21 protein-coding genes and 1 tRNA gene are annotated in these 25,636 nt (G+C 39.5%); 8 read left to right on the forward strand and 14 right to left on the reverse strand.

What is annotated here, in order from left to right; translation table 11 throughout:
- Positions 1-196: 196 nt before the first annotated feature.
- Positions 197-1,384: an acyltransferase family protein gene (locus tag DC498_RS05530; RefSeq protein ID WP_116873144.1), complete on the reverse strand. Its 1,188-nt coding sequence runs from the start codon at positions 1,382-1,384 to the stop codon at positions 197-199.
- Positions 1,385-1,611: 227 nt separating this feature from the next.
- Between DC498_RS05530 and DC498_RS05535 the strand changes: the two genes are divergently transcribed.
- Positions 1,612-3,636: a PKD domain-containing protein gene (locus tag DC498_RS05535; protein ID WP_116873145.1), complete on the forward strand. Its 2,025-nt coding sequence runs from the start codon at positions 1,612-1,614 to the stop codon at positions 3,634-3,636.
- A 237-nt stretch (positions 3,637-3,873) separates the two neighbouring features.
- Complete coding sequence (locus DC498_RS05540) at positions 3,874-4,344, forward strand: lipocalin family protein (protein WP_116873146.1); 471 nt, start codon at positions 3,874-3,876, stop codon at positions 4,342-4,344.
- 14 nt (positions 4,345-4,358) lie between these two features.
- On the opposite strand, the gene DC498_RS05545 is transcribed toward DC498_RS05540, so the two are convergent.
- A complete protein-coding gene (locus DC498_RS05545) occupies positions 4,359-4,985 on the reverse strand; it encodes a SprT-like domain-containing protein (RefSeq protein ID WP_116873147.1) in 627 nt (208 codons plus the stop codon).
- Positions 4,985-5,368, reverse strand: a complete 384-nt coding sequence (locus tag DC498_RS05550; protein WP_116873148.1) for a hypothetical protein — start codon at positions 5,366-5,368, stop codon at positions 4,985-4,987. Before DC498_RS05550 ends, DC498_RS05545 begins: the two co-directional genes overlap by 1 nt.
- A gap of 246 nt (positions 5,369-5,614) precedes the next feature.
- Between DC498_RS05550 and DC498_RS05555 the strand changes: the two genes are divergently transcribed.
- From DC498_RS05555 to plsX, 3 genes are all read left to right on the forward strand, one after another.
- On the forward strand, positions 5,615-6,154 hold the full coding sequence (locus DC498_RS05555) for a YceD family protein (RefSeq protein WP_116873149.1): 540 nt from the start codon (positions 5,615-5,617) through the stop codon (positions 6,152-6,154).
- Positions 6,155-6,165: 11 nt separating this feature from the next.
- Complete coding sequence (gene rpmF, locus DC498_RS05560; RefSeq protein ID WP_116873150.1) at positions 6,166-6,357, forward strand: 50S ribosomal protein L32; 192 nt, start codon at positions 6,166-6,168, stop codon at positions 6,355-6,357.
- 85 nt (positions 6,358-6,442) lie between these two features.
- Positions 6,443-7,384, forward strand: coding sequence for a phosphate acyltransferase PlsX (gene plsX, locus DC498_RS05565; RefSeq protein WP_116873151.1), 942 nt, complete (start codon positions 6,443-6,445; stop codon positions 7,382-7,384).
- A gap of 78 nt (positions 7,385-7,462) precedes the next feature.
- Here the strand turns inward: plsX and nudK are convergent, their stop codons facing one another.
- The 4 genes from nudK to DC498_RS05585 all read right to left on the reverse strand — a co-directional run bounded on the left by nudK (position 7,463) and on the right by DC498_RS05585 (position 10,051).
- On the reverse strand, positions 7,463-7,996 hold the full coding sequence (gene nudK, locus DC498_RS05570) for a GDP-mannose pyrophosphatase NudK (protein WP_116873152.1): 534 nt from the start codon (positions 7,994-7,996) through the stop codon (positions 7,463-7,465).
- A complete protein-coding gene (locus DC498_RS05575; protein WP_116873153.1) occupies positions 7,980-8,342 on the reverse strand; it encodes a DUF4406 domain-containing protein in 363 nt (120 codons plus the stop codon). The genes nudK and DC498_RS05575 overlap by 17 nt, the downstream gene beginning before the upstream one ends.
- Before the next feature lie 52 nt (positions 8,343-8,394).
- A complete protein-coding gene (locus DC498_RS05580) occupies positions 8,395-8,985 on the reverse strand; it encodes a Crp/Fnr family transcriptional regulator (RefSeq protein ID WP_116873154.1) in 591 nt (196 codons plus the stop codon).
- A 73-nt stretch (positions 8,986-9,058) separates the two neighbouring features.
- Positions 9,059-10,051 (reverse strand): beta-ketoacyl-ACP synthase III, encoded by a 993-nt coding sequence (locus DC498_RS05585; RefSeq protein WP_116873155.1) that lies wholly within the window; start codon positions 10,049-10,051, stop codon positions 9,059-9,061.
- Positions 10,052-10,294: 243 nt separating this feature from the next.
- Here DC498_RS05585 and ruvA point away from each other — a divergent pair, with 243 nt between their 5' ends.
- From ruvA to DC498_RS05600, 3 genes are all read left to right on the forward strand, one after another.
- A complete protein-coding gene (ruvA, locus tag DC498_RS05590) occupies positions 10,295-10,879 on the forward strand; it encodes a Holliday junction branch migration protein RuvA (RefSeq protein ID WP_116873156.1) in 585 nt (194 codons plus the stop codon).
- Between the two features lie 75 nt (positions 10,880-10,954).
- Positions 10,955-18,187: a T9SS outer membrane translocon Sov/SprA gene (gene sprA, locus DC498_RS05595; RefSeq protein ID WP_116873157.1), complete on the forward strand. Its 7,233-nt coding sequence runs from the start codon at positions 10,955-10,957 to the stop codon at positions 18,185-18,187.
- Between the two features lie 205 nt (positions 18,188-18,392).
- Positions 18,393-19,082, forward strand: coding sequence for an SDR family NAD(P)-dependent oxidoreductase (locus tag DC498_RS05600; protein ID WP_116873158.1), 690 nt, complete (start codon positions 18,393-18,395; stop codon positions 19,080-19,082).
- Between the two features lie 120 nt (positions 19,083-19,202).
- Here the strand turns inward: DC498_RS05600 and metG are convergent, their stop codons facing one another.
- The 7 genes from metG to DC498_RS05640 form a co-directional block, all read right to left on the reverse strand.
- Positions 19,203-21,305: a methionine--tRNA ligase gene (gene metG / locus DC498_RS05605; protein WP_116873159.1), complete on the reverse strand. Its 2,103-nt coding sequence runs from the start codon at positions 21,303-21,305 to the stop codon at positions 19,203-19,205.
- 638 nt (positions 21,306-21,943) lie between these two features.
- Entirely contained in the window at positions 21,944-22,552 is a 609-nt protein-coding gene (locus DC498_RS05615; RefSeq protein ID WP_116873250.1) for an alpha-ketoglutarate-dependent dioxygenase AlkB family protein, read from the reverse strand.
- Positions 22,536-22,784, reverse strand: a complete 249-nt coding sequence (locus DC498_RS05620) for an Ada metal-binding domain-containing protein (protein WP_116873161.1) — start codon at positions 22,782-22,784, stop codon at positions 22,536-22,538. The genes DC498_RS05615 and DC498_RS05620 overlap by 17 nt, the downstream gene beginning before the upstream one ends.
- Positions 22,781-23,632, reverse strand: a complete 852-nt coding sequence (locus tag DC498_RS05625) for a bifunctional helix-turn-helix domain-containing protein/methylated-DNA--[protein]-cysteine S-methyltransferase (RefSeq protein WP_116873162.1) — start codon at positions 23,630-23,632, stop codon at positions 22,781-22,783. Before DC498_RS05625 ends, DC498_RS05620 begins: the two co-directional genes overlap by 4 nt.
- Before the next feature lie 137 nt (positions 23,633-23,769).
- Positions 23,770-23,853 (reverse strand) — tRNA-Leu (locus DC498_RS05630).
- 23 nt (positions 23,854-23,876) lie between these two features.
- A complete protein-coding gene (locus DC498_RS05635) occupies positions 23,877-24,812 on the reverse strand; it encodes a DMT family transporter (RefSeq protein WP_116873163.1) in 936 nt (311 codons plus the stop codon).
- Between the two features lie 32 nt (positions 24,813-24,844).
- Entirely contained in the window at positions 24,845-25,372 is a 528-nt protein-coding gene (locus DC498_RS05640; protein WP_116873164.1) for a hypothetical protein, read from the reverse strand.
- Positions 25,373-25,636 lie beyond the last annotated feature (264 nt).

The raw sequence follows: 25,636 nt of genomic DNA on the forward strand, positions 1-25,636 counted from the left end.
GAAGAGGGATTATCTATATGGTATGGAAATGTTGGCTTAAAACAACCCAATATTATTCATATAGCTAGTGAAAGTTTTCAGGTTTGACAGAAGAAGATTGGAAGTACGGTTAGAAATACGATAAAAATCTTTCTAAAGTAGGGGTGCAAGATAAAAAACAATTCTTTATAATGCAACTCATATAGGTAAACATATATTAATTTCTCATATTAGATTGATTGTCAATTATTTGTTTTTCTCTTTTGCCATGAAGCATATTTCCTATAAAAGTATATCTGACAAACCAATGATAAGTGGCAAAAGAGATTAATAGCGGAATTATAAATGAAAAGCAAAATCTCAAAATCCCGGGCATATTACTATCGATAAAATATAGTTGAATAGCGGTTACAAACCCCATATGAATAAGGTATGCCCAATAAGAGGCGTCTGAAATATACCTCCATGTTTTATTTTCCTTATAGAAAAAGCGAAGAAAAAACCCGATAAATCCTAATGTAAAAAGTACAATTACCAATCCAGCTAAGAATTTACCTGTAAAATATATGCTCAGATTATTATTCAAGCGCTCGGCTGCTTCAATATAAAATAGTCCTATGCAAATTAGCACACCCGGTATTAGTAGTTTTAAGTAATTCTTTATTAAAATCTGAAATACATCTGTTCGCTTATGAAAAAGCCATCCTGTGGTAAAAAAATACCCGTAAAAGAACAAATATGAAATATGTTCAGGAATCACACTGGTGTCTGCCAGTATAAATAATCTTGTTTCTTTTATCAGAATAAGAAATATGCTTATGCTGAATATAAGTATCCAATAAATATTATTTAAATTTTGCTTATTCCACCAGTTGGAAAATTTTTTAAAAAAAGCGGCAACCGGAGAAAACCGGCAGGCTCTCTTCAATACGATTACTACAGCATAAAACATCATCAAATCATAAAGGAACCATAAATGTGCCAGCCCGTTTCTGCCAAACATCTGATAAAAACTTTTCCTGTAAGCTTCATTCCAGGGTAAATGTGATTTGAAAACTGCTTCATAAACCCTGAATGGAAACATTGTGAGCGGCACAATAAGAATAACCCCTGCTATAAAAGGTAAACCAACTCTTGTCCACCGGTTTTTAATGAACTTTTTTTCGCTTTTTCTGTTATAGAGAAATCTGCAAAAGAAACCTGCTATAAGAAAAAATAAAGGCATCCTGAATGAGTGAATAAAAAAGTAAACAAAATCAAACGAAATATTATTGTACCCATTATCATGAACCCAGTAGAAGGCATTTTCTACCCTGTATGCAATAGTAGCATGCAATAGTATTCCCAATAACATGGCTACAGCTCTCAACGCATCAAGACCATGAATCCTTTTTCCATCTATCATTTCTCAAGTTTGATTATTACCCGTACTTGTCCTGAAGTAAAAATACAAACCAAAATATAACTGCCAAATTAATTCAACACTAATCGCTGTTACACCTGTAAAAGAACTTCGAAATTGATATTTGTTACCCCGGGCATTTAAAATGATATACCTATGCAACGTTCTGTATTTAATACTTATCAAATGCTAAATTGCAAATCTATTATAGTAAGCATTTTAAAGTAATTATGCCCGGAAAACGCGTTTGTATACTGTTGGTATGTTTGTTTTCTTGTAATGTTGTAATATATGCACAAGCAGCTTGTAGTGCTCTTGGACAAACCCCGGGTTCAGCCTTCCCTGTTTGCGGTACATCTACCTTTACACAACAAACCGTTCCTGCATGCGGAGGACGCAGCATACCTGTGCCAGGGTGTGGAAATGATGGTGCAGCTTATGGTGATTTAAATCCATATTGGTATAAGTTTACCTGTTTTGCTTCCGGTACGCTTGGTTTTACAATAACTCCTTTAACACTTTCAGACGATTATGACTGGCAAATATTTGATATTACTTTTAATAAGCCTGAAGACGTATATACCAGGAGTAACCTGTATGTAGCAAGTAACTGGTCGGCTGTACCCGGAGCAACAGGTACTGCTGCGAATGCCAATGCGCTTACCAATTGTGCAGGGTTTGCCTATCCTAATACAAGCAGAATGCCTGCCCTTATTGCAGGTCATCAATACCTGTTACTGATCAGCCATTTTACAGCCAGCAATCAAAGTGGGTATACTTTAAGCTTTAACGGCGGCACGGCAAATATTACGGATCCTAAAGAACCCGCGCTGGAAAGTGCTCGGGCTTATTGTGACGGAAGCAGCATAATCTTAAAATTGAACAAAAAGATGCAATGCAAAACCCTTGCATCAAACGGAAGCGATTTTCGTTTAGCCACGCCTATTGCCGGTATAACCGGCGCGTCTGCTCCTGCATGTTCAGCTTCATTTGATATGGATTCAGTGATCATCAGCCTTAATAACCCGCTACCACCGGCAACTTATACACTTGTAATACAAAAAGGATCTGACGGAAATACTTTAATGGATAATTGCGACAGAAGTATTGCAGAGAACACAACAATTGATTTTACTGTTGAACCCGTTGCTCCTACGCCTATGGATAGCATAGCACCTGTTGCATGTGCACCCGATGTATTACAATTGGTATTTAAGAAAAATATAAGATGCAATTCTATTGCAAAAGACGGTAGTGATTTTTTAATATCAGGAACATCGCCTGCTGTTGTTGTTAGCGCATACGGCGATTGCAATGACGATAACCGCACAGGAATAATTTACGTAAAGCTTTCACAACCCTTAACGGTAAAAGGTAATTATACTATTACCTTAAAAGCAGGAACCGATGGCAATACTATAATAGATGAATGTGGGGAAATGACTCCTGCCGGGCAAAAAGTAATGTTTAATACTTTGGATACGGTATCCGCTGATTTTAACTATAATATACTTTGGGGATGCGGAGTTGATACCATCAGGTTTTCTCACCCGGGCGGCAATGATATAAACAATTGGAACTGGTCATTCGAAGATGGAACAGCTTCAGGTAGCCAGTTTCCTCAAAAAGTATATACTGCATTTGGAGAAAAAAAGGCCGCACTGATTGTATCAAATGGAGTTTGCAGTGATACCGCTTCAGCAGATATTTTGCTTGACAATGCATTAAAAGCCGACTTTGAGGCGCCTGAATTTATTTGCCCTAATGACAGCGCTGTATTTAAGGATGTCAGCATTGGTAAAATAGCTTCATGGAACTGGAATTTTGGTAATGGTACAAGAAGCATCGCTGCGGTTCCACCGGTGCAACAATACCCGCCACCGCTTACTGACAGGTTGTATACAATAACGCTTAATATAGTGGATAGTATAGGGTGCCCGGCGCAGATAACCAAAACCGTAAATGTAGTAAGTAGTTGTTTTGTTGCTATCCCATCCGCCTTTTCTCCCAACAATGACTATCTCAATGATTATTTATACCCGTTAAACGCCTATAAAGCTGAGGATCTCATGTTCCGGGTATACAATGTATACGGGCAGAAAGTATTTGAAACTACAGACCGGTTTAAAAAATGGGACGGTACTTTTAACGGTCAGCCGCAAAGAACCGGCACCTATGTGTGGACGCTCTACTATATACATAAGGATACCAGGAAAGTGTTTAATTTAAAAGGTACAACTACACTTATCCGTTAGTTTACTGCCATTCACAGAAAATTGAGATAATTATACAACATTCATTCCTGCATTGCGTTTGGTTTGCATCAATTCTTTTACAAATGAAAAATGCAGATAAATTCTTTTTCCTTTTTGTTGCCGTAAGTTATTTTATGCTTTATGCAGTTATGGCTATGCTGGGTTAATCTATCTCCGTATATTTGCACCATCCTTCTCCCGAAAAGATAGCATTATCCACTTCAGCAAACCATTTTTATGCAAAAGTTTACCACTCCTTATTTTAAATTAATCAGTGTTTTTGTTATTGTTTTATCTCTTTTTGCAATATCGTGCAAAAAAGACAAAAATGAAGATACGCCAGAGCCTACCAAAAAAGAATTGCTGTCAAACAGCTGGAAAATAACTGATATACAAACCGCTGAAGGTATAAGCGTTATTAGCTTACCTGTACCTCAAATCGAATGCTTCAAGGATAATATTTTTACCATGAAGGCTGATGACAATTTTATTATTGATGAAAGTGATGTAGTATGTGATGACAGTTATGCAAGCACAGGCACATGGGCTTTAATTGAAAATGAAACCAAGATTCAGTTTACGCCCGCTTCGGGAGATGCTTTTACGATCACAATTATATCGGTTGATAAAACCACCCTAAAGGTTTCCTATCCATTAACAGCGGGATCATTTTCAGGCACATATACCATTACGCTTCAAAAAATATAGTTATAATCCGTACACTATACCTGACTAACAGGCATTACCTCGTAAACCGGGCTGAATAAAAACATTCTGCCCGTTTTTATTTCCAGGCACCTGATGCGTTTCCGTAACTGGTCTCCTCTTTTAAATACCCGTCCATCCTCTGTGCGGAATAAGCTGCCGGGTTCAATTTCTTCCACCAGCTTGTCCCCCTTTTTTATATCATCATGGTTACGCAATACCCTGAGCAAACCATCTTCAGCACAACTGCCTGCCGCCGGGTTCTTCATGGATATTTTTATTTCCTGCTCAACATCTGCAGGGAAAATCTTAAGCAAAACAAAGCGGTTTAATATTTCACCATATGTTGCTTTCCATTCCCTGCCATGAGATGCTATACGGTTGCCGTGCCTGATAAAAGCCACCAGGTGAGCCAGCTCGTGCAAAAGGGTTATCAGAAAAGCATATTTATTAAGATTACCGTTTACGCTTATGCGATGATTTTTACCATTTACCGCAAAACGGTAATCGCCAAGCACAGTTTTTCTTTCGCGGGTAATGGTGAGATGAACTTTGTATTGATGCAGGTATTCCATCACCGGTTCGTAAGAACCCTGTGGCAGAAAAGATTGTAAGGTTACTAATGGCGCCTCCTGCTTACTCATTATTTTTTGCGAACAGATTTAAGAACAAAGGAAAGCTCAATAAACACATATACCAGGTATAATACCATACAAACCAACACCGATGCTTTATTGACCTTTGGAGTATTTAATGAATAAAGCAAAACGGTAACAGCTACTAATATGAACTTTACAACAAACGACAAATAAAAATACCTGGTAAAAACCTGCGGTGAGCCTGATCGCAGGGCGCTTTGTTGTATAAAAAAAGATATGCAGCCAAGTAAAAACAGAAACACATTACCCCAGATAAGCACATTTACATCCATCCCATATTTTTCAAGAGCATTCCTGGATAAGAAGATAATAATGCTTAACACCAAAAATAAAGCGCAAACAGGTAAAAGTCCTTTGGGGATCTTCATAATTAATTTTAAAATTGCGCAAATTTACAACAGTAAAACAGGATGCTGGTGTATTTAGAGCCGGGTTGGTATTTTATTGATGCAGAAAGTGCTTATATACAGCCTCTTTCCAATACGCATTTCCAATATAATTTATTGATTTTAAACGAGATAATATAATCACTGGTGACTATTAAGCAAACACCTCATTTTCTTTAAAAAACTTTACAGAATTCCCTTACCTTTGCAAACCTTAAAACAAAAAGCATGGCAAACCGGAGAGCATACGAGATTGCTTTTGTGGGGCTTAAACCGGGCAAGCATGAGTTTGTTTACGAGGTAGATGAAAAGTTCTTTGCAGATAATACATCCAGGGATTTTACAGATCCGCAGGTAACCGTAAAACTTATACTTGATAAGAAACAATCCTTTCTTATGCTGAAGTTTGAGGTAGGAGGTTCCGTAAAATTACAGTGCGATTTATGCGGCAATACCCTTGAAAAGCATTTGTGGGATGATTTTGAAATGCTGGTGAAAATGGTTGATAATCCTGATGAGATGAACGCCGATGAGGAAGATCCTGACGTGTTTTATATCTCAAGAACGGAAAGTCATATAGATGTAAAGGCCTGGTTATACGAGTTCATAAACCTGAGCATACCTTTGCAACGCACCTGTCCTGAGAAACCGGATGGCAGTTCCGGATGTAACCAGGAAGCGCTTGATATGCTCAAAAAATTGAACCAAACAAAAAAAGAAAACGAGAACCCGATCTGGAAAGGTCTGGATAAATTCAGAAACAATTAAAAATCAGTGTTATGCCAAATCCAAAACGCAGACACTCTCAGCAGCGCAGTGCAAAAAGAAGAACGCATTATATAGCTGAGACCGTGACATTAAGCAAAGACAGCGCTACAGGCGAAACTCATGTACGCCATCGTGCGCATGTAAGTGAAGGAAAGTTATATTACAAAGGAAAGGTTGTAGCGGAGAATTCTCCTATTAAATAATTTATTCCCCAATTAATATTATTCCCAAATCTGAATGATGAAAAATTATTTGGATTTGGGAATAGATTTTTCCCAAATTTGCTGCATGAACATTGCCTTAGATGTAATGGGCGGTGATTATGCCCCCGCAGAAGCTATACTCGGCGTTAAAGCGTATTTATCAGCTACGGAAAGCCCGGCAAACCTTATACTGGTTGGTGATGAAGCAAAACTGCACTCACTCATAGCCGAGCACCTTTCAAATTATTCCAAAAACTTTACTGTTGTTCATGCCCCGCAGGTAATAGATATGCATGAGCATCCAACAAAAGCTTTAAAAGAAAAGCAGCAGTCTTCTGTTGCTATTGGCTTTCATTTATTGGCAACCGGTAAGGCTGATGCATTTATAAGTGCAGGCAATACCGGCGCAATGCTGGTAGGAGCATTATATAGTATCAAGCCAATGGAAGGCGTAAGCCGGCCGACAATCGGCACATATTTACCACGCGAAAACGGCAGATTAGGCTTATTGCTAGATGCGGGGATTAACGCGGATTGCAAGCCTGAAAACCTGGTTCAGTTTGCTTTGCTTGGTTCATTATTTGTTCAGCACGTATGGCGTATTGAGAACCCTAAGGTTGCTTTACTGAATATTGGAGAAGAAGAAGGAAAAGGAAATATACTGGCACAAGCCACATACCCGCTTTTAAAGGAAAATAAGGAAATAAACTTTATTGGAAATGTTGAAGGACGGGATGTGTTCTTGGATAAGGCTGATGTAATTGTTTGCGAAGGATTCACCGGTAATATAATGCTGAAGATGGCAGAAAGCATACATGATATTGCCAAACGCCGCAATATTAAAGATGAATATCTTGATCGGTTTGATTTTGAACAGTATGGTGGAGTGCCTGTATTGGGTGTAAATAAACCGGTTATCATTGGTCATGGTATTTCACACGGACCTGCTTTTAAGAATATGATATTGCTTTCTCAAAAAATTATTGAGATAAACCTGATGGAGAAAATCAGGAACAGCTTCAGGTAATATAAAGTGATTGTGTAGGAACAGGTATAATATTATAAAAGATGCTTTAATCGAAGGACACTGTAAAAGCATGATTGTTTATCCATCTTTTATCTCACCTGTTTCAATCATTTCCAATGCAGTGTTAAAGTTAATTTCAAGAACTTCAATATCTTCCTGTTCATCTTCTACACCACCTCCATTGCTTACTTTCATGTTGTGTGAATATTCAGCTATAAAGAAATATAAAATTTCGGTTACAGAGCCTGGTGACATATAGGCTTCAAATATTTTTCTTACGCAAGAAATCTTGTAACCTGTTTCTTTTTCTGTTTCTCTTTTAATACAATTTTCCGCGCTGTCTTTATCCAATAAGCCTGCGCAACTTTCAATCAGTATTCTGGTTTCGTTGCCGTTGAGGAAAGTTGGTATCCTGAACTGCCTCGTAAGAACCACTGTTTTAAAATCTTTGTTGTAGAGCAAAATCGTGGCCCCATTTCCCCTGTCGTAAACTTCTCTGCTTTGTGTTTGCCATGAACCGTCTTTCTTCAAATAATCATAAGTTACCTTTTTTAAGATATACCAGTTATCTGAAAGGGTTTCTGCTTTTTTTAGTTTAATCTTTGTTGGCATAGGGTATATCTTCTAAACGATAGTAAACAGGTAACCCTTTTTCTTTAGTTGTTCTTATATCTTCATCAGCGCCTTTAGATACGCCTTCTAACCGAAGAATAGCGTCGCATTTTTGAAGAAGCCTGTGAGCAACAGGGTATTGAATCTCTTCCCAGGCTTTATCGCCGGGTTTATCAGAACCTGCCAGTTTAATTAAAGGCAAAGCAATCCATTCGCCAATCATAGGTATATGCCCCTTTTTGAACAATGGCAGCGCGACAGATTGAAGATGATCTAAATTTTTTTGCATTAGCTCAGGGTCATCATTAGTGCCGGTTCTATACGGTCCTGCTATTAATATAAGCATATAATTTTTTTGTAAAGAACGAACAAGCCGGGGGAATAAAAATTAAAGTAGATTAAGAAATCCGTTTTCCCTTTTTTTGCTTTCGTATGACGCTTAAAAATTCGGGTGTAATGCCTAAATAAGAAGCGATTTGCTTTTGCGTAAGCGCTTCTGCCATATACGGATACTTTTTCAGGAAATTTTCATATCGTTCTTCTGCAGGTAAAGAAAGATTTTCAATAATACGCAGTTGCTCTCTTGTATACGCGTTCTGCATAAGTATTCTAAAAAATCGTTCAAATTTAGGAACATTAAAAAACAGTTTTTTCAGGTTACCCCTGGTAATTTGAAAAATACAACTATCGGTAATGGCTTCTATGTACACCATGGCAGGTTTATGATTTAAAAAGCAGTACATGTCTGTCACCCACCAATCCGAAACAGCAAACATGATTGTTGATTCTTTGCCCTCTTTGTCTATATGATAGGCACGCAGAACGCCTGAATGAACGTAATTCAAATAATTGCATACATATCCTTCTTTTAAAAGAACAGTTTTTCTTGGAATTTTTTTAGATACGAGAAGTGAAATGAAATAGTTGACCTCACTCTTTTCGAGTGTTATATGTTTGGCAACATTACTTAGTATTAGGTCATTTGTCATTTTGGATGTAAAACAAATTAATCTTTGTGAAAAGCCGGGTGTCAAAGATCAAATTGGACTTGCGAAGCTGTATTTAATACCCCCATTTAATCAGCGTTGCGCCCCAGGTAAAACCACCACCAAAAGCAGCCAGTACAAGATTATCTCCTTTTTTTAACTTTTCCTGCCAGTCCCACAAACAAAGAGGAAGGGTGCCTGCCGTAGTATTGCCATATCGTTGGATATTCAGCATTACTTTTTCATGTGGTAATCCAATACGGTTTGCGGTGGCATCAATAATTCTTTTATTAGCCTGGTGTGGTACCAGCCAGGCAATATCATCGCCTGTGAGATTATTGCGTTGCAGCAATTCATAGCTAACATCAGCCATATCCTTGACTGCGTGTTTAAACACAGCCTGCCCTTCCTGGTAAATAAAATGTTCTTTATTTGTTACAGACGCTATAGATGCAGGTTTTAAGGAGCCGCCCGCTTTCATGTGAAGATGGTGACCGCCTGCGCCATCGCTTTTCAAAATGCTGTCTTTTATACCATAACCCTCTGTATTCGGCTCAAGTAAAACAGCACCGGCTCCATCACCAAAAATAATACAGGTAGTTCTGTCGCTGTAATCTACAATAGCGCTCATCTTATCAGCGCCGGCAACAATTACTTTTTTACATCTTCCACTTTCAATAAGAGATGCTCCCGTGGTAAGTGCGTATAAAAAACCACTACAGGCGGCGGCAAGATCAAATCCCCAGGCATTTTTAGCCCCAAGCTTATGACAGGCTATATTAGCTGTTGACGGAAATACCATATCCGGCGTAACAGTTCCAACGATCAGGCAGTCTATTTCATCTGCACTCATTTGCTTTTTATCCAGAATCTCCTGCACTGCCGGAACAACCATATCAGAAGTTGCCAATCCTTCGCCTTTCAAAATCCTTCTTTCAGATATACCGGTTCTGGTCCTTATCCATTCGTCATTGGTATCTACCAATTTCTCCAGTTCAGAATTGGTAAGTTTATATTCGGGAACATATCCACCAACGGCTGTAATAGCAGCACTTATTTTTGAGCTCATCTTATTTTGAAGTTTCAAATTGGGCACGAAAATACAATTATCGGAATAAATCACGGTAGTAGGTTTCAGCTATAGGCTATCAGCGGTGGGCAATGGGCTGTGAGCTATCGGCTATGGGCGTTTGGCAGTTCATAGCCCACTGCCCATAGCTCACCGCCCCCCTCCATTTTTCTGGTGCGAAATTTGGACATATCGTGGCTTTCTGAAAGCACATCCTTTATCTTTGTCAATTTTACAGATCAGATGATAGCTTTTGTAACCGGTAATTTTGTGTATAAATCTCCCGCAGTAGTGCATGTAGATGTTCATGGGATAGGGTATGAGGTACAGATAAGCCTGCATACCTATTCAAAAATTCAGCATCTCGAAAAAGGCTCTTTATATACCTGGCTTAATATAAAAGAAGACAGTCATACATTATATGGCTTTTTTGATATGCCCGAAAAAAATATATTTTTACAACTGATTAGTGTAAATGGTATAGGAACATCAACAGCAAGAATGATGCTTTCGGCCATGCAGCCTGATGAACTGACCAGGGCGATCATAACAGGAGATACGTATAAACTGGAGAAGATAAAAGGAATAGGGAAAAAATCTGCTGAAAGAATTGTGCTGGAACTGAAAGATAAAATAGGCAGGCATGCACCGGAAACAGTTAGTTCTTCATTAATAAACAATACTTTGGAACAGGATGCGTTAAATGCATTGGTGGCTTTGGGCATTGCCCGGAATATGGCAGAAAATGCTGTGAAAAAAGCCTCCGCATCCGCCCCCTCTGCTGAAACTTTGGAAACTTTAATTAAAAAAGCATTACAGCTTATTTGAGAAAAAATCTACCCAACAAACAACAAGGGAAAATTGACTTTGTCGTCTCTGAATATTTTTCGTGCAACGTTGTGCATGGTAGTAGTATTTTTATACTGCTCTACCGTGCAGGCAGGATTATTGCGAACATATAACCACTTTCAGCAGCGCGACACCACTCTACCGGCCTCAGGAGACAGCACCCAACAGCAGGATACCTTAAAATACCCTATCGCAGACAGGCGTACAGATAAATTTACTGCTGAAAACCGGAATATTTTCGATCTTAAGGATCCTTCCAACATCCAGGATTCTATCATATATGACCCTAAAACAAAGCAATACTACATTATTGAAAAAATAGGTAATAAGTATTACCGGAAACCTACTTCCCTTACATTTGAAGAGTTTAACAGGATACAGGCAAAAAAACAGGAAGATGAATATTTCAGGCAGCGTGCCAATACCATAAGCCTGATGAACCAAAGCTTATTAAAGCCGAAACTTACTGCTACAGACGATTTGTTTAACAGGCTTTTTGGTACAGGTAAAGTAGATATACGACCTCAGGGTAATGTGGCCATTACCGCAGGGTACCAGGGGCAGAATGTAAAAAACCCAACGCTTCCTGAAAGAGCGAGAAAAAACGGCGGCTTTGATTTTGATATGGCTGCCAATCTTAATGTAATTGCAAACATTGGAGATAAAGTAAAGCTGCCAATATCTTATAACACGCAATCCACTTTCGATTTTCAAAATCAATTAAAGCTTGAGTATACCGGTAAACCGGATGATATTATCAAAAAAATTGAACTGGGTAATACCAGCTTTGCTTCAAAAGGAACACTAATTCCCGGGGCGCAGTCTCTTTTTGGTATCAAAACCCAACTGCAGTTTGGCAAGCTTTGGGTGACGGGCGTTTTTGCAACCCAAAAATCACAACGGCAATCACGCTCCCTGCAGGGTGGTGCTTCCACATCGCAGGTTTCAGTAAGGGCAAATGATTATGATGAGAACCGCAACTTCCTGCTGGCTCAGTATTTCAATAAAACATACAATGAGTCAATGAAAAATATCCCGGTGGTATCATCCCGGGTGCAGATTATGCGTATGGAAGTGTGGGTTACCAACAGAACCGGAACCGGAATAACAACCGATACAAGAGATATTGTTGGCTTAATGGATATGGGCGAACCTGTGCCTTATGGGGCCTGGGGCGGAACGGGTAATGAACGCGATCTTCCGCGCAACGATGCTAACTCCCTGTACCGCCAGATCATTTCCAATTCATCAAACAGAAGCCCGTCACTGGTTGTTGGAAACCTTACCGGTATGGGTTTGAGGCAGGTGCAGGACTTTGAAAAAACCTTTGCCCACAAGCTCGATTCCACACAATATTCTTATAACCCGCAATTAGGATATCTTTCCTTAAATGCCGCGCTGCAGGCTAATGAAGTATTGGGTGTGGCATTTCAATACACTTATAATGGAAGAGTTTACCAGGTGGGGGAATTTTCGCAGGATGTCCCTGTTGATTCATCTTCAGGCGTACAAAAAGTATTATTTCTTAAGCTGTTAAAAGCTACATCAGCCCGAACTCAATTGCCTATATGGGATTTGATGATGAAAAATATTTATACCCTTAAAAGCGATAACGGAGACTATCTTTCAGGGCTTGAGCGTACTGATTTTCAATTAAATGTGATGTATGATGAACCCGGCGGCGGGCAAAAAAGATATCTCCCCGAAGGAGACCAGGCTGGTGTGCCCTTGCTTACGCTGCTTAACCTTGACAGGCTGAATAACCAAAACGATCCCCAGCCTGATGGTGTTTTTGATTTTGTGGAAGGTTATACAGTGAAGTCTGATAAGGCACAGATTATTTTCCCGGTGCTGGAACCTTTTGGGCGGGACCTTGCTTTTGCATTTACAGATCCTGCGTTGCAGCAAAAGTATCTTTATCTGCAACTGTACGATACTATTAAAGCCATAGCGCAAACTTATGCAAACCTCGACCGCTTTGTAATGCGCGGAACCGCTAAAGCTTCTGCAACAGGACAGGCTGAAATTTCTTTGAATGCCGTAAACGTGCCCCAGGGTTCTGTAACGGTTACAGCCGGAGGCCGTACTTTAACAGAAGGCGTTGACTATGATATTAACTACATATCCGGTACGGTTCGCATCATCAACCAGGCTATACTTACCTCCGGCATTCCTGTAAATGTTCAGTTTGAAAACCAGGCTACTTTCGGAATGCAGCAGCGAAACTATATGGGTCTTCGCCTTGATTATTTAGCCAATAAGCATTTGACGCTTGGTGCAACTGCGGTAAGATTAAGTGAACGGCCTTATTTTACCAAAATGGGCTACGGTGAAGATCCTATCAGGAATACCATGCTTGGCGTGGATTTTAGCTACCAGAATGAAGTGCCCCGGTTAAACAGGTGGCTTGATCATTTGCCATTTTATACGCCTAACGGCACATCAACCATAACGGCTTTTGGTGAGGGTGCAAAAATGATCCCTGGTCATGCGCCCCAGATTGGTAAAGGCAGTGCAGGGTTAATTTATGTTGATGACTTTGAAGGAACTAGAGCTAATATTGATTTGAGATTTCCCTTAATCAGTTGGGCGCTCGCAAGCACACCCTCGGGAGCAACAGATAAAAATGGCAATGTGCTTTTCCCTGAAGCAACACAATACAATAATCTTGACTATGGAAAGAACAGGGCAAAATTAGCATGGTATAACATTGAACCAATTTTGCAGGAAAGCAGAAATTCCAGCAATCCTTTACAGGGAAAAACAGAAGAACTATCTGACCCCCGTGTTCGCGCCGTATCTCAATCTGAAATATTTCCCTTGCGCACATCAGAGTATGGACTGAACCAGCTGGTGACATTTGATCTTGCTTATTACCCTAAAGAACGCGGACCGTATAACTATGATGCTACAGGAATAGATGCAAACGGCAGGCTCATTAATCCTGCAAAACGCTGGGGTGGAATGATGCGTTCAATAGATCAAACGGATTTTGAAACAAACAATGTTGAATTCATAGAGTTCTGGGTGCTTGATCCCTTCATAAAAAATACTAACGCGGCAGGTGGACAATTGTATTTTAACCTCGGTAATGTGTCGGAAGATATATTGAAAGATGGTAAACGTGGTTATGAAAATGGGTTGCCTACACCAAAAATTCCTGCTCAAACGGATAATTCTGTTTGGGGCACTGTGCCGGTAAATCCCATACAGGTAACGCAGGCTTTCAGTAATGATCCTGACGACAGACCATACCAGGACGTTGGGTTTGACGGATTGAGAGATGATGATGAAAAAACCAGGTATTCGCAATATTTACAAAATCTCCAGGCTCAGGTAGGAGGCGGCTCACCGGCTTACCAGGCTGCATCAGCGGATCCGTCTTCAGATAATTTCCGTTACTATCGTGATGCAACTTACGACCAGGCAGGAACAGGTATATTGGGCCGTTATAAGCATTTTAATAGTCCGCAGGGCAATTCGCCGGTGTCTACAGAATCAAGCCTGTCAACTTCTGCTACCATGTATCCTGATGCGGAAGATTTAAATAAGGATAATACGCTTAATGAGAATGAAGAATATTTCCAGTACCGTGTAGAAATAAAACCCAAGGATGATCCGCTGATGCAGATAGGTACAAATTTTATTGTTGACAGAAAAGAAACCACGGTAAAATTAACCAACGGGCAAACAGAAAACCAGGTTTGGTACCAGTTCCGTATCCCGATAAATAACTATGATAAAAAAATTGGGAACATACCGGATTTTAAATCCATTCAGTTCATACGTATGTTCCTCACGGGTTTTGAAGATTCAACAGTATTGCGTTTTGCAAAGCTCGATCTTGTAAGAAACCAATGGAGAAAATTCGGATATGAGCTTGATACCACCGGTGTATATAAAGCAATCAGCACAAACGATCCTGTTAGCTTTAATGTAGGAGCTGTTAATATTGAAGAAAACGAACGCAGGCAGCCCATACCTTACCGCATGCCTCCGGGCATAGAAAGGGTTCAGTCTTTAAGTAATGGCGGTATTAATATTCTGCAGAATGAGCAATCAATGAATATGCAGATATGCAACCTGCCGAATGGCGAAAGCAGGAGCGTTTTCAAAACAATGAATCTTGACATAAGGCAGTATCGCAAACTGATGATGTTTATTCATGCAGAAAGTGTAAGTGGGCAACCCGCTCTTTCTGATGGTAGAATTAACGCGGTAATAAGAATAGGTAATGATTTCATTAATAACTTTTATGAAATAAAAATTCCTTTAAAAATAACTGCTGCCGGTGCTACAGTAGATACGGAGATATGGCCGGAAGAAAATAATCTTGATTTTAGCCTTACCGTTTTGGAAACGCTGAAAGCAGAAAGAAATACGCAGCTGTTTAACCCCAATGATATTTACAGAAAAGTAGTAGATGGAAGAACATACGCTGTAATAGGCAGCCCCAACTTTGGTGAAGTAAAAGGCATATTGGTTGGTATAGAAAATCCCGGCGATGGCACCGGCACTCCTGTATGTACAGAAGTGTGGATAAACGAACTGCGCTTGTCCGAGATTGATGAACATGGAGGTTATGCGGCTTTGGGCAGGATTGATATTGCGCTTGCCGACCTGGGCACGCTTACCTTTTCGGGTAATATGCATACCGCCGGTTTTGGTACATTGGAGCAGCGGGTAAATGAAAGGGCGCGTGACAATTTTGTTCAGTTTGATGCCGCTGCCAATATGCAACTGGGTAAACTGTTGCCGCGCGGCACAGGTATAGAAATACCATTCTATGCTGGTGTTTCACAAACAATCAGCACGCCGGAATACGACCCTTATGATAAGGATATTAAACTTAAAGATAAACTCAGTGCAGCAGATAGTGATCAGCGCGATTCGATCCGCAATGCGGCCATTGATATCACAACCATAAAAACAATTACATTTACCAACGTCCGAAAAGTATTACCGGAAGGAAAAAAACAAAGGCTCTGGAGTATATCTAATCTTGATTTCAGTTATTCATATACATCGGTAAAATCGCACAGTCCTACCATAGAGAATAACGAAATAAAAAAATACAAAGGTGGTGTTGGGTATAATTATACCGGGCAGCCAAAATGGATTGAACCATTTAAGAAAATAATAAAGGGTAAATCTCCGTGGTTTGATGCGATAAGAGATTTCAATATTAATTTAACACCGTCACTTATCAATATACGCTGGGATTTAAACCGGCAGTTTGGTGCATTGCGCCCCCGGGAAGTATATGTGCCCGGCACACTGCCAAGCCCGTATAAAATTCCCGAAACATACGACAAGTATTTTACGTTTGACAGGCATTATAATTATCGCTGGGATATTACACGCTCGCTTAATTTTGATTACGAAGCATTGAATAATGCAAGAATTGATGAGCCTGCCGGAAGAATAGATACCAAGATCAAGAAAGATACACTTTGGAAAAATCTTTTTAAAGGAGGAAGAAATGTATTGTTTAACCAAAGAGCCGATTTTACATATAACCTGCCTACTAATAAAATACCGGCAACAGACTGGATCAACGCAAACGTTTCTTACAAAACAACATATAGCTGGATTGGTGCTTCACGACTCGCTATTAATTTAGGTAATACTATTCAAAACAGTAATGCAAAAGCCGCCACCGTTGACTTTGATTTTACCAGGCTCTATAGTAAATTCAGGATATTACGTGCTTTGGAGCAGCAATCCGGCGGTAATACTAACAAGCCGCCCCAGGTACCGGCTAAGCAGAATGCAAAATCCGATACCTCAAAAGTAAAGCAGAAACGCGATCCCAACGACCTGCCTGAGCTGAATGCTTTTGTAAAAGCGTTTGGAAAAATTATTACTTCTGTAAAAAGAGCAAACTTTACTTATAGTGAAGGATCTTCCACATTTATACCAGGCTATACCGATAGTACAAAAGTATTGGGGCAAAACTGGCGCAGCGGAGCGCCGGGCATTGGGTTTATGCTTGGGCAGCAACCGGATTTTGCATGGCTCGACAGGGCGGCAAAAAGAGGGTTAATATCGAACGACAGCCTGCAAAGCAGCCTCATCAATCAAACCTATAGCCAGCAATACACGCTGAACGCGCAGTTGGAGCCTGTAAGAGATTTGCGTATTGACTTGAATATGACAAAAACATTCAGCAGAACCTATAGTGAGTTGTTTAAGGATACTGCTAATAACGGTCAGTTCGAACATCTGAATCCTTATGCGGGAGGCGGTTTCAGCATCAGTTATATTGCTTTTCAAACCATGTTCAAAAAAGTTGACCCTAATGTAGCGAGCGCAACGTTCCAGAAATTCCAGGCTAACAGGGCTATTTTATCTGAAAGATTAGGTAAGGAAAACCCTTACAGCCAGGTAAAAGGCACAGACGGATATTATCTTGGCTATAGTCGTTATGCGCAGGATGTATTGATACCTTCTTTTGTTGCAGCATATACCAATAAAGATCCTAACAGCATAGCATTGCTAAAGACAAAGGGGCAGAATGTAAGGTCAAACCCTTTCTCGGGTTACCTGCCTAAACCAAACTGGAGCCTGGAATACAACGGGCTTTCAAGAGTGAAACCTCTGGATAAAATATTTACCAATCTTGTAATAAGGCATAAGTACAACAGTACGCTCAGCATGAATGCCTTTAATTCAAATCTCTTGTTCCAGGACAGGTGGGATCTCGGTTTCCCTTCATTCGTTGATACGGTTTCAAATAATTTCATTCCCTATTTTCTTGTTCCTAATATTACTATTGAAGAACAGTTCGCACCGCTTACAGGTATTGATGCAACATTCACTAATCAACTTACATTAGGATTTGAATTTAATAAAAGAAGAACTTTAAGTTTAAGCCTTATAGATTACCAGTTAACAGAGATGCATTCTACTGAAATCCGGTTTAACGGTTCGTGGCGCATACGCGGATTTTCATTGCCGTTTAATATAGACCTGTTTGGATTTTTGAAAGGAGGAAGGGGTTCTGATTCTACAGGTAAACGTTCTGAGAGTGATGTGAAGATCGGTTTAACTTTTGGTATACAGGATAATATTACTTCCAACAGCAGGCTCGACCAGGCAAATTCCTTTGCAACAAGCGGAGAGAAAGTAATTTCTATTAATCCTACTATTGATTATGTATTGAGCAACCGCGTACAACTTAAATTTTATTTTGATCAGCAAAGAAGAATACCCTATATATCTTCTTCAGCACCAATGACAAATACACGGGCGGGTGTCACGGTAAATATATCGCTTGCTCCTTAAAAATCTGGTTATTTCACAAAGGCACACAAAGAAGTCACAAAGTAACACAGTACTTTTTATTATTCTTCGTGCAGCTTTGTGACTTCTTTGTGTCTCTCTGTGTAAATAAATCCCGTCCTGCTACGCAGATGATATATATCCGAAAATTCGTGCTACCTGTCCTGCAAGGCACGAGCCCTGGCGCTTTTTGTTGTATTTTCAATGTATGAAAACCATACTCATTACAGGCGCGAATGGCAACCTTGGTGCAGTTACTGTTCGCCGATTTTTAGATGCAGGTTATAAAGTGATTGCAGTAGCCCGTTCCGGAAGTGAGCTCGGCTTTGCAAGAGATTATAAGCACTTTGAGCTGCACCAGGTTGATCTTGCAGATGAAAGTGCGGCTTCATTATTTATAACAGAAGCCATCAGTTTGTATGGCACTATTCATGGCGCATTGTTTCTTGCTGGAGGCTTTGCTATGGGTGATGTAAGCAAAACGCCGGGAGCAGACATAAAGAAAATGATCTCTTTAAATTTTGACACAACCTTTTATCTTTCTAAGATATTGTTTCAGCACATGCTGCAAAACAATTATGGCAGGCTTATATTTATTGGTGCAAGAGCACCGCTAAAAGCTGAACAGGGTAAAAGTGCTGTAGCTTATACTTTATCCAAATCATTATTATTTACTTACGCGGAAATATTAAATGCAGAAGCAAAAGGTAAAAATGTAACAGCATCTGTAGTTGTGCCAGGCACTATAGATACCAAGCCCAACCGGGATTCGATGCCTGATGCTGACCACAGCAAATGGGTAAGCCCTGAGGCAATTGCCGATGTAATGGAGTTTATTTGCAGTGATAAATCATTGCCGTTGAGAGAAGGGGTTTATAAGGTGTATGGGGAAGGATGAGATGTGAGAAGATAAGCGTGAAAGAAGCACAGGTGAAGTTCTGTTAACCTGGCAGATAAATCTTTTGCTTCACGGTTATCTTCAACATCTCACAAAGGTATTATAGTGATTAAAGCATTGTCAACTCACTCCTGCGCCCGGTTCAATTGTGTTTTCCGGATTTACAAAATGCAGATTGCCTTCTTTATCCTCCGCCATCAATATCATACCATTACTTTCAATGCCGCGCATTTTGCGCGGAGCGAGATTTGCTACCACTACCACTTGCTTACCAACAATTGCTTCTGGTATAAAATGCATGGCAATACCTGATACTATTGTTCTTTTTTCAAAGCCAAGATCAACTTCCAGCTTTAACAGCTTATCCGCTTTCTCTACTTTTTCAGCAGCGGTAATGGTTCCTACCTTTAAATCAAGTTTTGCGAAATCATCATAAACGATTTCAGGTTTTTGTACTGGCTTGTCTTCCACTGGTTTTACTTTTTCTTCTGTTACTGGTTGTGCTGAAGGGTTTACAGCATTTGCTCTAAGCTTTTCTACCTGGGCAGCAATTTCTGTATCCTCAATTTTTCTGAATAACAATTCAGGAGCACGCAGGGTATAGCCTACGCTTAACAGCTTCAGGCTTCCGGCATTTTCCCAATCCAGCATTTTATCAACCACTTTTAGCATATGCAGCATTTTTTGTGCAGTAGCCGGTAAAAAAGGATTAATAAATATGGCAAGGTTAGCCGTAAGCTGTAAGCTAAGGTGTAAGCAATTATCTATTTCTTTTTGTGCAAGTTCAGCAGATGCCCCGCCTTCAGATAATTTTTTCGCTTTAATCCACGGCTCTTTATCCTGCATATATTTATTGCCTTTACGGGCAAGATCAATTACTTCAAATAAAGCTTCCCTGAATTTATATTCCTCCAGGCACCTGGTGATTTTCTCTTTAGCAATACTAATATCTTCAATAAGCTGGTTGTCGTATATATCAACCACATCTTTATGAAGCGGCGGTACTTTTCCGCCACATAATTTATGCATTAATACTAAAGCGCGGTTTACGAAGTTGCCGAATATGGCAACCAGCTCACTGTTATTCCTGTCCTGGAAATCTTTCCAGGTAAAATCATTGTCTTTTGTTTCAGGTGCATTAGCACACAATACATAACGGAGCACGTCTTCGCAGCCGGGGAAATCTTTTATATATTCATGTACCCATACCGCCCAGTTTCTGCTGGTGGAAACTTTCTCACCTTCAATATTTAAAAACTCGTTTGCCGGCACATTATCAGGCAATACAAAATTGCCATGCGCTTTCAGCATTGCCGGAAATATGATACAGTGAAATACGATATTATCCTTGCCTATAAAATGTACCAGTTTGGTGTCTTCCCGGCACCAGTAATCATCCCATTTATCTGTAAGTTCTTTTGTTGCGCTGATATAACCAATCGGCGCATCAAACCATACATATAATACTTTGCCTTCCGCATCGGGCAATGGTACCTTCACACCCCAGTTGCTGTCGCGTGTCATGGCACGGCTTTGTAAACCGCCATCCAGCCAGCTTTTGCATTGACCATAAACGTTATTCTTCCATTCTTTATGGTCTTCGAGCACCCATTGTTTTAACCATGTTTCATAGTTCTGCAAAGGAAAATACCAGTGTTTTGTATTTCTCTTCACAGGCACTGCATCGCTCAAGGTACTTTTGGGGTTGATGAGTTGCTCTGGTGACAAAGTGCTTCCGCATTTTTCACACTGATCCCCATAAGCATTTGGGTTGCCGCATACCGGGCATGTGCCGGTAATATATCGGTCTGCTAAAAACACTTTAGCCTTTTCATCATAGTACTGCTCAGTTTCTTTTTCCTCAAATAGCCCATCATCGTATAATTTTTTAAAAAAATCTGCAGAAGTTTTATGGTGAACAGGATTAGAGGTACGTGCGTAAATATCAAAAGAGATGTTCATCCGGGTGAAGCTCTCTTTAATAATGGCATGATATTTATCAACGATCTGCTGAGGGCTAACACCTTCTTTCATAGCACGGATGGTAATAGGTACTCCATGCTCATCACTTCCACCAACAAATTTTATATCTCTTTTTTGGGCACGCTGGTAGCGGACATATATATCTGCGGGTATATAACATCCTGCCAGGTGACCAATATGTACAGGTCCGTTGGCATAGGGCAATGCTGCAGTAACCAATATTCTTTTATACGCTTTCATATTTTAATAAAGGACTGCAAAAGTAAAGCAATATGATGAATAAGTAAGTTGAGGCTAACTACTCCTTTTTTGTTGCCACCTGGTTTAAAATCAATCAAATTATGCTTTAAAAGATTTAAAAGATCCTATGCCAAGATTGAAAAAATAAATTAATTGAGTTAACATCAACAAAATAAGGGTTTTGAGATTGATTTTCAGTTGAGCAAACCTGAAAGAAAACAAGTCAGAGTTTTCCAGCTCGGAATAATCATAATATCTCCTCGGCATACCCGCAAAACCATTATTTACCATAGCAGTTTTAAGCAAAATAAAAACAAATGCAAGTGTTAGTATAGTATGTACCCACGTGAGAACTGAAGAATATAAAAGTCTCCCTGTAAAGGTATATAATGCAAAGAGGGAGGAAAGCAGCACAATTAAAAAACAATAAAATATTGTGTTGCCCAAAGCCAGTTCCGATTCAATAAAATGAAAACCACCTGCTTTCTTTTCATCAATAAAGACAATAAATACAAGGATTACTGCAGGAATAAAAAGAAGATATGGTTTAGTTTAAAAGTGTTTCATCTACTTCCGAATTCATAGCAAAATACCTGAATTTACAATAAATTGTATATGGTATATCGTAAAATTCTATACTACCCCATAATAGTTCTGAAAGTTAGATTCACTCTTGGCTTATTAACCAGTTTGGTTGGAGGTAAACGATGCAACCAGTGTGTTTGTGTGGTTCCTTTCATTATTAAAATGCTGCCATGCTCCAGGATCAATTCAACCTTTTCTTTGGTTTGTTTATGTTTAAAAGCAAATTTTCGCTCTGCACCAAAAGTCAGAGATGCTATTGCTCCATCTTTTTTCAGGTCAGTTTCGCCATCACTATGCCAGGCCATCCCTTCATCACCATTATGATACAAATTAGCCAGGCAGGAATTGAATGTTTCACCACTCTCAAATTCCGTTATATTCTTCAATTCAAGCAAACTATTCATCCAGGGTAAAGCAGTTTTTATTATGTTAGAGTAGGTATACTCAAAAGGCTTGTCGCCATACCAGGCGACTTTTCTTTTTGTAATTATTTTTTTTCCAAATATAACCGCTTCATCATTTCTCCACGTAATCGTAGCAAGCAGGGCTTCCAGAAAATGATCCGCTTTTTCCTTTGCTAATACCCTGCCATAATAATTCACCACACCATCACGCGGAAGCAGGTTTTCATTTTTATCAGTCAAACTACTGAACAGATCCATTTTTCCAAATTTTGTATTCATTTTTCATACAATGCCCGCATGGGCGATACCCGTTTGCAATAGCCTCTTCTTTCGATAAGAAGAATACCCGGTTAATTCGTGTCATTCGCTTTCCTGACGGGCAATATAATGTGCCATATATTTTTAAGGCACGGTTGCCGGCAAAATAAATTTTACCAGCTCTTATTTTATAATGCAAATCTGCATCACTTACCTGGTCGTGTTTAATCATTCGTTATTACTTTCCGTTTTAGCTGCTTCCCAACCAATAATTGCAGTCTTCCTGGTATTACCCCACATGTAATCTCCAAATATCCCGGATGATTGGATAACTCTATGGCAGGGAATTAAGAAAGCCACAGGGTTGCTGCCGATAGCTGTGCCCACAGCTCTTGCTGCACCAGGCTTGCCCACCTGCTCAGCTATTGAGCCATAAGTTGCCAGTTTACCCATCGGCAATTTGAGTAATGTTTCCCAAACTTTTAATTGAAAGTCTGTTCCTTTTAAATGAAGCTTGATCTGATGTAGCCTGCTCCAGTCATGCTGAAAAATGAACAAAGCATTTTGCTGCAGCATATCTAATTTTCTTTGAAAAGCCGCGTTCGGAAATCTTGATTTCAAATCGTTTAACGCTTTCTCTTCATCATCCTCAAAAGACATATAACATACGCCTTTAGCAGTGGAAGCAACGATAATATTACCGAAGGGGCTTTCTGCGAAGCTATAATTAATTGACAGGCTTTTGCCGCCATTTTTGTATTCGGCAGGCGTCATCCCTTCAATATTTATAAAAAGGTCATGCAAACGGCTTGTTCCTGAAAGTCCGGATTCAAAAGCCGTGTCAAAAATTGTTGCTTTATTTTCAGAGAGTAATTTCCTGGCATGGGCTATTGTAATATACTGCAGGAATTTTTTTGGAGTTGTGCCTGCCCATTCGGTAAAAAGCCTTTGAAAATGAAAGGAGCTTAAATGAACCTGCCGGGCAATTTCATCAAGCCCTGGTTGTTGCCTGAAATTAATTTTTATATAATCAATGGCCTCAGCTATCCGATTGTAATGAATATTTTTCTGTTCGCTCATCTCTTTTAATTTATAACACAAAGGTGAAGCGAATTTTACGCTTATAAAACCCGGAACTTGCTGAATATTAAGTATTATGTGTTCTGATTATATGAGAAAGCGAAAAAGCAAACCTGAATACAGATTTGCTTTTTCTGTGCCCGAGACTGGATTTGAACCAGCACGCCGTTGCCAGCGCTACCACCTCAAAGTAGTGCGTCTACCAATTTCGCCACCCGGGCTTGGGGCTGCAAATATAAGAGGATTAATATTCTCCCCCCGAAATTTTTGTTCGTTTTCCTGCGGTAAGTAAAATGCCTGCAATTACCAGGGTTGTGCCAAGCAATTGCTCCACAAACAAGGGTTCATCTAAAATGAAATGTGCCTGCACAATGGTTGAAACCGGACCTATAGCCGAAATGATCGCAACATTATTTGTTCCTATATGCTTCATGCCAAACGATAGCATAAATGTAGGCAGCACAGTTGCGAAAACGGCAAGATATACACCGTAAACCCAGTGGACAGAAGATAGCTGAAATAGCTGCGCATTTTCCTGTATGGCATAATGAATAAACACGCCGGCAGTTGCAGCAAGCATGGCATACGCGGTAAATCTTGATGCGCCAACCTGGGGAATCATGCTGCCGCTGCCCGCAATATAAATGGCATAAGTAACGGCGCATAAAAAAATAAGAAAGCTGCCCCAGATAAAATTACTGTTGCCGGTATCAATCCTGAACTCACCTGCATAAGCCAGAAGAATACCCGCATATGTAAGTATTAATGCAATCTTTTGAGTACGATTTACCGGCTGTTTAAAAACCCATGCATTAATGAGCACGGCAAAAGAAGGATATAAAAACAATATCAGTCTTTCCAGTCCGGCAGATATATATTGTAAGCCTATAAAATCAAACAAACTGCTTAAATAATAACCAAACAATCCGAGAAGAATAATATATATCCATTGGCGAACTGTGAGTGAAGCGCTGTTTTTTTTGTTTGCGGCAATCCATGCGGCTATTACATAAAACGGAAGAGAAAACAATAAGCGGAGTGTAAGCAGGGTAAGCCCGTTCATACTGGTGTTTCTGAACGCTACTTTTACAGCGATAGCCTTGGTAGAAAACAAAATAGCCCCAATAAATGTAATTATAAACCCGGTAATCGCTGTTTTCTGAACTGCTTCGTTTGTCATAGCTGGCTTATAACCTTTTTGAGAGGTTTGTTTTACATGTCAAACAAAAAGTAATATGCTTTTTGCCCTGATGTATCGTACCATAAATATTGATGAGTTTCATGCGCTCCTTTTCGTGAAAATGGAATTAATTTCTCTATTTCGGAACTGTCCCACCAGGAGAAGTTATGCCATAAGCCGCTACCATTATTGCCGTCTATAATCCCTTTTTTTAAATTAAGATTTGATATGATTTTATTTACAGTCAGCGTATCACAATTGAAGGAAAATTGATAGTCATGGTCAATGCCCATTTCATCAGCATAACAATAAATATTCTTTACATCTGGGGTAGGATCAAACATGAAAAATTCCGAAAAGCGTTTTTTATTAAACTTTGTATCAGGATGATAAGGATCGTAATGGGCAATTATTTTATCCCTTAAATCGGATTTCTTCTCTGCAACGGTTTGTTTGGTTTTGTCAATAACCTTGCGGCTTTCCTTTTTTATTCTGTCGCACGAAAAAAGGGTCAGAAAAAAAGTAGATGTTAATATATATGCTGGTTTGAAGTTTAACATGCCGATTTAAAATGTTGCGGAGTTATGCAAATACCCTGACCCTGTTAATCATTATCTTATTTAGTTTTTTTATGGTACAGCCAACAGCAATACTACTATGAATCTTTATTGCGTCGTACTCTTCAACTATAATGCTTCTATGAGCATGGTCAAAACTAAATAAGTCATTCACAGGTAAACAGCATCCAGCGTATTTAACATTATACAGAATAAAGCAAAAGCGTCATCTTTCATTTCTCCTCACCTTTACCCTTCAATTGATTT

The organism is Terrimonas sp. (assembly GCF_003075435.1).
Taxonomy (GTDB): domain Bacteria; phylum Bacteroidota; class Bacteroidia; order Chitinophagales; family Chitinophagaceae; genus Agriterribacter.